Source organism: Bordetella genomosp. 9, assembly GCF_002261425.1.
In the GTDB taxonomy this organism is placed as follows: domain Bacteria; phylum Pseudomonadota; class Gammaproteobacteria; order Burkholderiales; family Burkholderiaceae_B; genus Bordetella_C.
In genome coordinates this window covers 3438658-3451210 of sequence record NZ_NEVJ01000003.1, presented here as the reverse complement: position 1 = coordinate 3451210, position 12553 = coordinate 3438658, and the positions used below count along the sequence as shown (strand labels likewise).

General features: G+C 65.7%; 11 protein-coding genes. 3 read left to right on the top strand and 8 right to left on the bottom strand.

Features of this window, described 5'->3' with window-relative positions; all coding sequences use genetic code 11:
- Positions 1–2: 2 nt before the first annotated feature.
- The 5 genes from CAL26_RS26785 to CAL26_RS26765 all read right to left on the bottom strand — a co-directional run bounded on the left by CAL26_RS26785 (position 3) and on the right by CAL26_RS26765 (position 5685).
- Entirely contained in the window at positions 3–1064 is a 1062-nt protein-coding gene (locus tag CAL26_RS26785; RefSeq protein ID WP_094849612.1) for an ABC transporter ATP-binding protein, read from the bottom strand.
- On the bottom strand, positions 1061–2092 hold the full coding sequence (locus CAL26_RS26780; protein WP_373454509.1) for an ABC transporter ATP-binding protein: 1032 nt from the start codon (positions 2090–2092) through the stop codon (positions 1061–1063). The genes CAL26_RS26785 and CAL26_RS26780 overlap by 4 nt, the downstream gene beginning before the upstream one ends.
- A gap of 9 nt (positions 2093–2101) precedes the next feature.
- On the bottom strand, positions 2102–3034 hold the full coding sequence (locus CAL26_RS26775; RefSeq protein ID WP_094849611.1) for an ABC transporter permease: 933 nt from the start codon (positions 3032–3034) through the stop codon (positions 2102–2104).
- Positions 3031–4005 carry an ABC transporter permease gene (locus CAL26_RS26770; protein ID WP_086067568.1) on the bottom strand — a complete coding sequence of 325 codons (975 nt, stop codon included), beginning with the start codon at positions 4003–4005 and terminating at the stop codon, positions 3031–3033. The genes CAL26_RS26775 and CAL26_RS26770 overlap by 4 nt, the downstream gene beginning before the upstream one ends.
- Before the next feature lie 78 nt (positions 4006–4083).
- Entirely contained in the window at positions 4084–5685 is a 1602-nt protein-coding gene (locus tag CAL26_RS26765) for an ABC transporter substrate-binding protein (RefSeq protein ID WP_094849610.1), read from the bottom strand.
- 106 nt (positions 5686–5791) lie between these two features.
- Here CAL26_RS26765 and mnmE point away from each other — a divergent pair, with 106 nt between their 5' ends.
- Positions 5792–7150, top strand: coding sequence for a tRNA uridine-5-carboxymethylaminomethyl(34) synthesis GTPase MnmE (gene mnmE / locus CAL26_RS26760; protein WP_094849609.1), 1359 nt, complete (start codon positions 5792–5794; stop codon positions 7148–7150).
- Between the two features lie 9 nt (positions 7151–7159).
- Here mnmE and CAL26_RS26755 read toward each other — a convergent pair whose 3' ends face one another.
- Positions 7160–8155 (bottom strand): AraC family transcriptional regulator, encoded by a 996-nt coding sequence (locus CAL26_RS26755; protein WP_094849608.1) that lies wholly within the window; start codon positions 8153–8155, stop codon positions 7160–7162.
- A 77-nt stretch (positions 8156–8232) separates the two neighbouring features.
- Between CAL26_RS26755 and CAL26_RS26750 the strand changes: the two genes are divergently transcribed.
- On the top strand, positions 8233–9447 hold the full coding sequence (locus tag CAL26_RS26750) for an MFS transporter (RefSeq protein WP_094849607.1): 1215 nt from the start codon (positions 8233–8235) through the stop codon (positions 9445–9447).
- A gap of 40 nt (positions 9448–9487) precedes the next feature.
- Here the strand turns inward: CAL26_RS26750 and CAL26_RS26745 are convergent, their stop codons facing one another.
- A complete protein-coding gene (locus CAL26_RS26745) occupies positions 9488–10861 on the bottom strand; it encodes an MATE family efflux transporter (RefSeq protein WP_256988597.1) in 1374 nt (457 codons plus the stop codon).
- Between the two features lie 181 nt (positions 10862–11042).
- Here CAL26_RS26745 and CAL26_RS26740 point away from each other — a divergent pair, with 181 nt between their 5' ends.
- Complete coding sequence (locus CAL26_RS26740; protein WP_094849605.1) at positions 11043–11501, top strand: MarR family winged helix-turn-helix transcriptional regulator; 459 nt, start codon at positions 11043–11045, stop codon at positions 11499–11501.
- A 56-nt stretch (positions 11502–11557) separates the two neighbouring features.
- On the opposite strand, the gene CAL26_RS26735 is transcribed toward CAL26_RS26740, so the two are convergent.
- A complete protein-coding gene (locus tag CAL26_RS26735) occupies positions 11558–11839 on the bottom strand; it encodes a hypothetical protein (protein ID WP_094849604.1) in 282 nt (93 codons plus the stop codon).
- Positions 11840–12553 lie beyond the last annotated feature (714 nt).

Here is a 12553-nt window from a genome sequence, read left to right as displayed (position 1 = left end):
GTTCAGCTCTGCATGGCGACGGGACGGGCGTGAAAGTCGACCGGCCGCGCCGCGGCGGCCGGCAGGTCGTTCAGGTGGCAGGCGCTCAACTGCCCGGGCGCGATCTCGCGCAGCACGGGGCGCTCCTGGCGGCAACGGTCCATCGCCTGCGGGCAACGCGGATGGAAGGTACAGCCGGGCGGGGGCGCCAACGGCGAAGGTAATTCGCCCTGTATGGGCTTGAAGCTGCGCCGTTCCGGATTCAGCGTGGGCAATTCCTTCAGCAGCGCCTGCGTGTACGGATGGTTGGGGCGCTTGAACACCTGATCGGTGGGCGCCAGTTCGACGACACGGCCCAGGTACATGATGGCGACACGATCGGAGATATGCCCGACCACGCCCAGGTTGTGGCTGATGAACAGATACGTCAGGTCCAGCTCGCGGCGCAGCTGCGCGAACAGGTTCAGCACCTGCGCCTGAATGGATACGTCCAGCGCGGCCACGGCTTCGTCGCAGACGATGACCCTGGGCTTGAGTCCCAGCGCCCGCGCGATGCCGATACGCTGCCGCTGCCCGCCGGAAAACTGATGCGGATAGCGTTGCGCATAGGCAGGATCCAGGCCCACTTGGCGCATCAATTCGGCGACGTAGGCCTTGCGGTCGCGGCGGCTGACCAGGCCGTGCACCATGGGCGCTTCACCGATGATTTCTTCCACGCGCATGCGCGGGTTCAGCGATGCATACGGGTCCTGGAAAATCATCTGCACGCCCAGCTCGTAGGCGCGCCGCTGCTTGTCGTCCATGGCCGCCACGGGCTGGCCGGCGTAGGCGATGCTGCCCGCGGTCGGCGGCAGGATGCCGCTGATCATGCGGCCCAACGTCGACTTCCCGCAGCCGGATTCGCCGACCACGCCGATGACTTCGCCCGGCATCACGTCAAGGTCGACGCCGGCCACGGCATGCACCACCGTCTTGCGCAAACCCGCGCCGAACAGGTTGGCGATGCGGCCCGCCAGGTCGACGGGCTGCACGAAACGCATCTCGGCGCCGCGCAGCGACAGTATGGGTGTGGACTGCGTGCTCATCGTGCCTCCGGTTCGCCGGCATGCCAGCAACGCACCCAATGCGCGGGGCGCCATTCCACGGACTGGGGCTCCTGCAGACAGGTCTCGGTGGCGCGCGGACAGCGCGTGCGGAAGGCACAGCCCTGCGGCAGTTTCAGCAGCGACGGCGTCATGCCGGGTATCGAAGCCAGATCGTGCCCGCGCGTTTCCGGCGTGGGAATGGACATCATCAAGCCATGGGTATAGGGATGCAATGGGCGCCCGATGACGTCGGCCGTCGAGCCCGTTTCCACCACGCGTCCCGCGTACATGACGGCGATGCGGTCCGCCAGGCCCGATACCACGGCCAGGTCATGGGTGATCCACAGCAACGCCGTACCGGTCTCGCGGCAGAGCTTCTGCACTTCGTACAGGATCTGCCCTTGTATGGTCACGTCCAGCGCGGTGGTCGGTTCGTCGGCGATGATCACGCGCGGCGCGTTCAACAACGCGATGGCGATGGCCACGCGCTGGCGCATGCCGCCCGACAGCTGGTGAGGATAGGCGCGCAGCCTTTCCTCCGGCGACGGGATACCCACCATGGCCAGCACGTCGCGCGCGCGCGTGCGGGCCGCGGCGCGGTCCATCTTGCGATGCGCCTGGATCGCCTCGATCATCTGCGTATCGACACGCAGGACCGGATTCAGCGTCATCATCGGATCCTGGAAGATCATCGCGATGTCATTGCCGCGCAGCGCCCGCATCTGCGCGGGTGGCGCGCCGCGCAATTCGCGGCCATCGAAGCGGATCGAACCATCCACGATACGCCCCGGCTCGTCGATCAGGCCGATCAGGGAAAAACCGGTGATGCTCTTGCCCGATCCCGACTCGCCGACCAGGCCCAGGATCTCGCCCTGGCCCAGCCGCAGGTCCACGCCGTCGACCGCCTTGACCACGCCGGCGCGAGTGTAGAAGTGCGTGCGCAGGCCCGCGACGTCCAACACCGGCGCCGACGCGTCGCGCCCGCCTTGCAGGGACGCCGGCGCGCCTGGGTTCATCGTCGTCGTCATCGATGCCCCCTAGTTCGCATTGCGCGGGTTCAGCACGTCGCGCAGATGGTCGCCGACCAGATTGATGGCGATGATCGCGATGGCCAGGGCCACGCCGGGAAAGAACGATATCCAGTAGCGGCCGGACATCAGGAATTCGAAGCCATTGGAGATCAGCATGCCCAGGGAAGGTTCGGTCACCGGCACGCCCACGCCCAGGAAGGACAAGGTGGCTTCCAGCGCGATGGCGTGGGCCAGGTCTATGGTGGCGACGACGATCAGCGGCGGCATGCAGTTCGGCAGCAGATGCCGGCGCAGGATGCGCCACGATCCCAGCGACATGCAGCGCGCGGCCTCGACATACTCCTTGCCGCGTTCGACCAGCGCGGCGCCGCGCGCCGTGCGCGCGAAATACGCCCACTGCACGACGATCAGCGCGATGATCACCTTGTCCACGCCGGTGCCCAATATGGACAGCAGGATCAGCGCCACCAGGATGGACGGGAAAGACAGCTGGATATCGGCGATGCGCATCAGCAGCGCGTCGACACGGCCGCCGAAATAGGCTGCCACCAGGCCCACCGTGGCGCCGATGACGAAAGCGAAGAACACCGAAATACAGCCCACCATCATGCTGGTGCGCAGGCCGTAGAGGATCGCCGACAACATGTCGCGCGCCTGGCCGTCGGTGCCCAGCCAGTAGTGCATGTCGCCCGCGCCGTTTTCACTCAGCGGCGGCAGCTTGGAATCCATGATGTCCAGGTTGCCGATGTCGTAGGGATTCTGCGGCGCGATCCACGGCGCCAGCAGCACCGCCAATATCAAGGCCACCAGGATCACCAGGCCCAGCGTGGCCAGTTTGCTGGCGAAGAAATCTTCCGCGAAGCGGCGCCACGGGCCCGCTTCCTTGACGGCCGGCGTCGCCGGCGCGGCGGTCGTCTCGGGTGTCGTCGTTGTCGTCATCGTCTTCCGTCCAATCGTACGCGCGGGTCCAGAACGGTGTAGATGATGTCCACCACCAGGTTCAGCATGACCAGGAAAAACACGATAAGCAGCAGATAGGCCACCACCACGGGGCGGTCCAGGTTGATGATGGAATCGATCAGCAGCTTGCCCATGCCGGGCCAGGAGAACACCGATTCGGTCACCACCGCGAAGGCCACCACCTGGCCGAACTCCAGCCCGGCCACCGTCACGATGGGAATCAGGATGTTCTTCAGCAGATGCACGCGCATGACGCGCGATTCCGACAGGCCCTTGGCGCGCGCGAACTTGATGTAGTCCATCGGCAGCGCTTCGCGCGTGGCGGCCCGCGTGATCCGTATGATGGTCGCGCACTTCGCGAGCGCGATGGTGGCCGCCGGCAGGATCAGGTTGGCCCAGCCGCCCGGCGTCAGGATGCTCAGGCGCAGGCCGCCCAGCGATACCGTCGGGCCGCGGCCGCTGGCCGGCAGCCAGCCCAGCGTCACGGCGAAAATCATGATCAGCATCAGCCCGACCCAGAAGTTGGGCAGGGAAAAGCCCAGCACCGATCCCGTCATGATGGCGCGCGAGCCCGCGGCATTGGGCTTGAGCCCGGCGCGGATGCCCAGCGGTATGCCGATCAGCAGCGACATCAGCATGGCCACCACCGCCAGCTCCATGGTGGCCGGCATGCGGTCCAGGATCAGCCGCATGGCGGGTTCGCCGGTCAGGAAGCTATTGCCGAAATCGCCGTGGATGGCCTTGCCGACGAAGATCAGGTACTGGTGCCACAGGGGCTGGTCCAGCCCCAGCGATTGCCGTATGGCCGCGCGTTCGATTTCGGTGGCGTCCGGGCTGGCCATCATGGACACCGGATCGCCGACCAGATAGATGCCGCCGAACACCAGCGCCGACATGACGAGCATGACGACGACGGTCTGCAGCAATCTGCGGATGATGGTCGCTAACAAACAATTCTCCTGCCGCTATGCCATGCCTCCCCCAAAAGAAGGGCAGCGCGCCCGTCCGGCGGACGCGCTCGCCGGCTGCTATTGCTTCAGCGTGACATCCTGTGCTTCGGTCATCTGGTCGGAACGGCCCGCGTACCGGATGTCCTTCTTCATCGCCCACACGGACAATTCGAAATGGACAGGCAGCAAGCCGTAGTCGGCCATCACCATATCGGCCGCCTTGGACAGCAGCTCGGCGCGCTTGGCGTCGTCCATCGTGGTCGCCGCTTCCATGTACAGCTTGTCCATCGCGGGATTCGAATAGCGGCCGCGGTTGGTCGTGCCCAGGCCCTTGGCCGGGTCCGACGTCACCGCCAGCGAACCCAGCGCGTTGGACATTTCACCGCTGGTCACCGACCAGCCAGCCAGGTAGGCGCTGTACTTGTAGGAGTCGCGGTTCTTGAAGAACACCGGCGGCGCCGAAGCTTCCACATTGGTTTTCACGCCGATGCGGCTCCACATCGATGCAATGGCCTGCGCCACCTTGGAGTCGTTGATATAACGGCCCGAGGGCGCGCCCAGCGTGATGTTGAAACCCTGTGCGTACCCGGCATCGGCCAGCAGCTTCTTGGCCTTGTTGACGTCGGCCTTGGGCGCTTCGGCGTAGGTCTTCGACGCGCCGAACATGGGGTAGGGCAGCAGGTTGCCCGCCGGCTTGGAAACGCCGCCCATCACGCGATCTTCGATGGCCTTGCGGTCGATGGCCAGCGACAGCGCTTCACGCACGCGCATGTCTTTCAACGGGTTCTTGGCCAGGGGCTTGCCTTCGGCGTCCGTGATGCCGGGGCTCACTTCATTGAACTGGTCCATCGCGATGTACATCACACGCACCGAAGGCGTCTGCTGCACATACAGGTTCTTGTCCGACTTGAGCTTGGGCAGGTCGTCGGTCGGGGGATCCTCGATCATGTCCACGTCGCCCGCCAGCAGGGCCGCCACGCGGCTGGCCGCATTGGTCATGGGCTTGTAGACGACCTTGTCCCACACCGGTTTCTTGCCCCAGTAGTTGTCGTTGCGCGCCAGGACCAGTTCGGCGCCGCGCCTCCACGACACGAACTTGTACGGGCCGGTGCCGATCAGGCCGTCGCCGGCGTTCAGCTCGGTGGTGGTCTTGCCTTCCGGCGCGGCGCCGGACGCGGCCTTCTTCGACAGAATGGGCAACTGGCCCAGGTTGGGCAGCAGCAGCGGCGAAGGACCCTTGGTGGTGATGCGCACCGTCAGGGGATCGACCGCCTCGGTCTTGGCGACGTCCTTCAGATACAGCGTGAAGGGCGATGGACTATTAGGCACCTTGGGCACGCGGTCGAAAGTGAATACCACATCGTCAGCCGTGAACGGCGTGCCGTCGGAGAACTTCACATTGGGGCGCAGCTTGAACGTCCATACATTGCCGTCCACCGTCCACGATTCCGCCAGCGCGGGACGCGGCTTGAGTTGATTGTCGGCGGCCACCAGCGGATCGAAAATGGTCAACGCGATCTGCGTGTTCGGCGTCAGCGAATGGTATTGGGGGTCGAGCGAACTGGGTTCGGTCTTGAGACCGACGACCAGGTCCCTGGCCACGGCGCTGCCGTGTGCGCCAAGGGCAATCGCCATGGCGGTAAAACCCCCAGCAACGGCGCGGGTAAACCATCGAGACATAAATAGCTCCTGATCAAGTTGTACTTGAACTCCACGGCGCAACATACCCAGCAAAGATGCCTCGCGCAACGGTTATATTCCCTTATTGCCTAGACGATCCGGTTATATGTCCCTCATACCGTCAGTGCCCATCGCGGCGATCGCCACGGCACCCGGCAGAGGTGGCGTGGGCATCGTGCGCGTTTCCGGTGCATCGCTCGCCGAACTGGTGCGTCGCCTTTTTCAGCGCGAGCTGACACCCCGCCACGCGCATCTGCTGCCATTCAAGACCGAAGCCGGCGAAACCCTGGACGAAGGCCTTGCGCTGTTCTTTCCGGCGCCGCATTCCTACACCGGTGAAGACGTCCTCGAACTGCAAGGGCACGGCGGTCCCGCCGTGCTGCGGCGCGTGCTGCAACTGTGCCTGGATGGCGGCCGCGACATGGGATTGCGCATCGCCGAGCCCGGCGAATTCACGCAGCGTGCATTCCTGAACGGACGCATCGATCTGGCGCAGGCCGAAGCGGTCGCGGACCTGATCGAAGCCACGTCCGTCGCCGCGGCGCGCGGCGCAATGGCGTCGCTGTCGGGCGTGTTTTCGGAGAAGGTGAATGCCCTGGCCGACCGCATCGTCCATCTGCGCATGCTGGTGGAAGCCACGCTGGATTTTCCCGAAGAAGAGATCGACTTCCTGGAAAAGTACCAGGCCAGGCCGATGCTGGATGCGCTGTCCGGCGATCTGCGCGCCATCATCGCGCAGACGCGCCAGGGCGTGATCCTGCGCGAAGGCCTGCACGTGGTCCTGGCCGGCCGGCCCAACGTGGGCAAGTCCAGCCTGTTGAACGCGCTGGCCGGCGATGAAGTCGCCATCGTGACGCCCATCGCCGGCACCACGCGCGACAAAGTGGTGCAGGAAATCCATCTGGACGGGGTGCCGCTTCACATCGTGGACACCGCGGGCCTGCGCGAAACCGACGACCCGGTGGAGAGCATCGGCATCCAGCGCACGTGGCAGGAAATCGAACGCGCCGACGTCATCCTGCACCTGCTCGATGCGACGTCAGGCGAGGAACAGGCGCTGGACGCGGATATCTCGGCCAGGCTGCCGCCGGATACCCCGGTACTGAAGGTCGTGAACAAGATCGACCTGCTCGCGGCGACGCCGGCGGCCGGCGCAGTGCTACCCATCTCCGCCCGCACCGGCGCGGGCCTGGACACGCTGCGCAAGGCGCTGCTCGACATCGCGGGCTGGAACCCCGGCGCCGAATCGCCCTGGCTGGCGCGCGAGCGCCATCTGCGCGCCTTGAACCAGGCCGAAGAACATCTCGCCATCGCGGCCGGCCATGCCGCGATGGACGACCGCGTACTGGACCTGTTTGCCGAAGAACTGCGGCTCGCGCATGAAAGCCTGTCGTCCATCACCGGCGAATTCACCAGCGACGACCTGCTCGGCGAAATCTTTTCGCGGTTCTGCATCGGCAAGTGATGCCGCGTATCACTGTGGAAGACTCACCCCGCGCGCGGCCCCTGGCGTATGGCCGACGATGCGCTTGAACGCGCGGCTGAACGCGGCCTGCGATCCATATCCCAATTCATAGGCGGCGCCCTCGATAGACATGCGGCCGTCGCGCAGCCATTGCGCCGCCAGCCGCATGCGCAGTTCCGTCAGGTAGCGTACCGGCGTCATGCCGGTGACCGCCAGGAAGCGTTCGGCGAATACCGAACGCGAACTGCCCATGCGTTCCGCCAGTTCCGCCACCGTCCAATCGCGCCCGGGCTCGCGATGCATGGCGACGATGGCGCGGCCCAGGCGCGGATCGCGCAGCGCTTCCACCCAACCCTTGGCGTCGCCGCAGCCGCATTCGACCCATCCGCGCACGATGAACGCGGAAACCACATCGGCCAGCCGCGCCAGGATGCCTGCATAGCCCGCGCGTTCTTCGCACGATTCGCGCGCCATGGCTTCCAGCATGGGCAGGATTTCGGGATAGCGATCCAGCAGCGTATCGACGCGCATGACTTCCGGCATGGACGTCACCAGCGTATGCATGCCGCCCAGGTCGAACGCCATGCAGCCGCTGAATATCAAGGCGTCATTGGAATGGTCGCAGACCTCGCCGCTGGCCAGCACCGCGCATACGGTTTCGCACAGCTTCTGCGTATCGAAGCTGGCGATATCGCGCGTCGCGCGCTCGGGGTCGGAGAGCAGCTCATGCGCCCGGCCATGCGGCAGCAGCACGGCGTCACCCGCCCTCAGGCGATGCAGGGCGCCGCTATCGGTACGCAGGAAGGCGGTTCCGCGTGCGATGAAGTGAAACTGCGCCCGGCCCGCGGCAGCCGCGAATTCGACCCCGAAAGGCGGCGCGAACTGCATCCGGCGGTATTGGATGCCGAACAGGCGCATGCCCAGCAGCAATTCGCTGACGACGTCGCCAGGGTGGCCATCGTCGGACAACACCGGCGGGCCCGGGTCGGAGCTTTGATCAAACATTTCGGATTCAATGACATGGATCGTCCGGAAACTCTAGCTTATTCTGCTTGCCATTGAAAGCGATACGAGAAGCCATCATGCACGCAGGTGAAGTCCCGACAATAAAGAACCCCGCCCATGGCGGCCCGCCCGAACGCCCGGCCTGGCAGGCCGTGTTTTCGATGACCCTGGGCGTATTCGGACTGGTGACGGCGGAATTCCTGCCCGCCAGCCTCTTGACCCCGATGGCCGCGGACCTCCAAGTCACCGAAGGCATGGCCGGGCAGGCCGTCACCGCGACGGCCGCCGTGGCGCTGGTAACCAGCCTGCTGATCGCCACGGCTACCCGGCGCATCGATCGCCGCTATGTGCTGCTGGCGTTTTCGGTGCTGCTGATCGTCTCCAACCTGTTCGTCGCCTTCGCATCCAGCCTGGCGGCGCTGCTGTTCGGGCGCGTACTGCTGGGTGTCGCCATCGGCGGCTTCTGGACCATGTCGGCGGCGACGGCCATGCGGCTGGTGCCGGTCTCGCTGATCCCGCGCGCGTTATCCGTCATGTTCAGCGGCGTCTCGGCCGCCACCGTCGCCGCCGCGCCGGTGGGCAGTTACCTGGGCGGCACCATCGGCTGGCGCAACGTCTTCCTGGTCGCCTCCGCGCTGGGGCTGCTGGCGCTGGTGTGGCAGCTGGCGACATTGCCACGCATGGCGCCGTCGGGGCACACCCGGCTCGGCACCTTGCTCGATGTCCTGAAGCGGCCAGGCATAAGCATGGGCATGCTGGCCGTCATCGTGGTGTTCACGGGACACTTCGCGTTCTTCACCTACCTGAGGCCGTTCCTGGAAACCGTGACCGGTGTCGGCGTGAACGGACTGTCGGCCATCCTGCTCGGTTTCGGCGTGGCCAACTTCATCGGCACGTCGGCGGCGGGTTTCATGCTCGAGCGCAACCTGCGTCTGACGCTGGCATTGATGCCCTTGCTGATGGGCGGCCTGGCCCTGGCCCTGGCGGCCCTGGGCAGCGCCCCGTTCGCGGACGCCATCATGGTCGCGTTGTGGGGATTCGCCTTTGGTACGGTGCCGGTAGGCTGGTCCACCTGGATCACGCAACGCGCCCCCGACGAAGCCGAAAGCGGCGGCGGCCTGATCGTGGCGGCCGTGCAGATGGCGATCACGCTGGGCGCGGCGGTGGGAGGCGCGGTGTTCGATACGACCGGCGCTTTGGGTGTGTTCACAAGCAGCGGGTTGGCGCTCCTGCTGGCCACGCTGCTGGTATTTCTGGGCCTGCGGTCCCGTGCCCTGGCGGTGGCCGCCTGACGCCCCGCCATCGATGCGCGCCGCCGGTCAGGCGGCGCGGCTAGCGGAACCAGGTACGCGCGGCGACCGACCAGACCACCACGAGCCCGTAGGTCACCATCGCGATGGCGCCCAGGATATAGAACGCCGTCAGCGATCCGGTCGCCGCCAGTACCGCGCCGCCCACACCGACGTATAAAAACAGGCGCAATCCGCCGGCGGTCAGCGGCCACTTCAACCTGCCCGCGCCCTGCGAGGCGAAGTACAGCGAGAATCCCAACGCGAAGAAGCCGTAGAAGGGCCCCACCAGCCGCAGATACGCCGCGCCGGCCTCCAGCAGATGGGCATCCGTCCCGAACAGGCGCAGCCATGCATAAGGGAAGGTGGCGGCCAGCAAGCCCACCACTTCGGCCAGCACGAATGCCATCGCGCCGCCAGCCAGCGCAATATGCCTGGCCCTTTCCGGTTGTCCCGCCCCGATGTTCGAGCCGACCATGGCCACCATGGGCGCGCCCAGTCCGAAGGCCAGGGGCATCAACAGATACTCCAGGCGCGCCGCGGTCGCATAGCCGGCCAGCGCCGCCGTCCCACCATAGGCGCCGACCAATGCGCCGGTAACCGCGATGATGGCATTGGTGAGTACCGGATTCAGGCAGGCCAGGCCACCGACCGTCAGGATGCCGCGCATCATCCGCCATTGCAGCCCACCGCGCACCAGCCTTGCCGGGTTGCGGCCGCTCAGGCAGTACGCGCCCAGTATCAGCGTGCCGGCGCCGTAGTACACCACCAGCGCCCAGGCGCCGCCGACCACGCCCAGCGGCGGCAAGGGGCCCAGGCCGAAAATCAAGCAGGGCGAGAGCGGTATCAGCAATACGGCGCCGCCGCAGATGACCGCGCCCGGGACCAGCATATTCCCCGTGCCGCGTATCACGCTGGCCAGCGCGTTCATCGTCCACATCAGCGTCAAGCCGGCGAACACCACGTGGCCATAGTCGCTGGCCGCGTCCAGCGCGGGCCCATCCGCGCCCAGCAGGTGATACAGCTGCCGGCCGAATATCAGGAGCAGTACCGTGAACACCAGGCCGATGGCGGCGTTCAGCGCGGCCGCATGGCGCACCAGATGATTGGCATCGTCCCGGCGGCCGGCGCCCAGGGCGCGGGCGATCGCCGAAGATATGCCGCCGCCCATGGCGCCTTGCGACATGTTCTGCATCAGCATCAGGACCGGCACCACGACCGCGACCCCAGCCAGCACGTTGGTGCCCAGCTTGGCGAGGAACCAGGTTTCGATCAGGCCGGTCGACGACTGCGCCAGCATCATCAGCATGTTGGGCCAGCTCAGGCGGATGAGCGTGGCGGCGACCGGCGCCTGCAGCATGGCTTGCAGGCGAGGATTCGCGCCAGCAACGGTGCTGCTGGAAGTAGCGGTTGTCATGTGGGACGGCGATGGCGAGGTGGGCTTATACTGGCATATGCAACTATCTCGGCAATTTACTTGCATACGCCCATAAGGTCAACGATGCCGGCGGCCGGCCATTCGCCGCGGGAATAGAATATGAGCAGGCGCGCACGTATGCGCGCCACTGCGATGCACGACGTTCCAGCTCCAGCCCGCCATGTCCAAACCAGATTCCAAAGACCCCGGTGTATGCAATGGCGCCGCCTTGCGCAAGGCGACGCGCCGCGTGACGCAGCTCTACGACACCGTACTGGCGCCCTGCGGCCTGAAAGTGTCGCAGCGCTCGATCCTGTTGCACGTCGATCGCGCGGGTACGCCGACCATGTCGGAACTGGCACATGCGATGGTGCTGGACCGGTCGGCGCTCGCGCACAACTTGAAGCCGCTGGAGCGCGATGGGTATCTGGTGCAGATCCGCGATGAATATGACGGCCGCAGCCGCCGCGTCCAGCTGACCCCCGACGGGCGTCGCAAGCTGGCCGAATCCAACCGGCTTTGGCGCCAGGCACAGAACCGTTTCGAAGCCGCGTACGGTGCGGAACGCGCCGCCGCGCTGCGGGTTGCCCTCGCGGACATCTTCTCCGACGAGTTCGCCGAAGCATTCAACCAGGCCTGATCGATGACCGCCCGGCTTACCCCGCTGTAGGACTGCCGTCCAGGGTGTAGCTGGCCTCAGGCCAGTTGGGTGGTCTGGTCGTCGCCGCCGGTCGCGAGCAGGGTCCGACCATTGTCGTCGACGCCGCCAGTGGCCAGCATCGTCTGGCCGGCATCTTCGCTGCCGTCGCCGCTGGCCAACAACGTCTGGCCGGCGTCGTTGCTGCCGTCACCGCTCGCCAGCATCGTCTGGCCCGCGTCGTCCGAGCCGCCGCCTGCCGCCAGCGTGTCCTGGCCGGCCTGCGCACCGCCGCCGATCAGAGCGAAAACTAGAAATAAGGAAGTCGCAAAGGTTCTCATGACATTCTCCGGAATAAAGAGCCCCCAGGGGCTCCGCGGCCTTGCCGCTGGAATGGTGAGATTTTTGCGCAGCAGACGACTAGGGTAAACCCTTAAAACTGGAAACTCTGTTCCATAGCACGCGGTAATCACCGTCCGCCGTCCTGTGGACAGCCTCTATGAACGCGCGGTGTGCAAACCATGTGGATGGCTTGGGCATAAGCAGCCCTTTCGCTGCGGCAGGAAAAGTTGCTCATGTTTTCCCCGCCTGCCACACAGAACTCCTGCACAGAAAAAAACCCCGCCAAGTCATTGCCACGATTGGTTTTTCTTCCGGTTGTGCAGTTATCCACAGACACCCATCATTATTAGTCTTTATATATAGAAGAAAAGATATGAAAAGATCTTCTCTCACCCAGCGCCGCGGCAAGCCCCCCACACAACGCCCACCGGGACACCGAGCTTTCCGGAACTCCGCCACGAATCCCACGTGGCACTAACCCCCACGGGTCAGCGCGGCTGATGGGTCTTGCATGGGACCGGCGCCGCGGCCCCACAGCCTCGCCCAGGCTCCGCAGCAACCCACGCATGCGCCCCTGGTGGCCCCGGCATCCCGGAACGCACCTGGAGCCCTCTGGACGCCGTATGACCCCTTCGGGACTCCCACGGCACAGCCCGCGTCGACCGCACGGCGGAACCGAGGTAGGTCGGGAAGTCTGCCGAGGCTAAATCGGG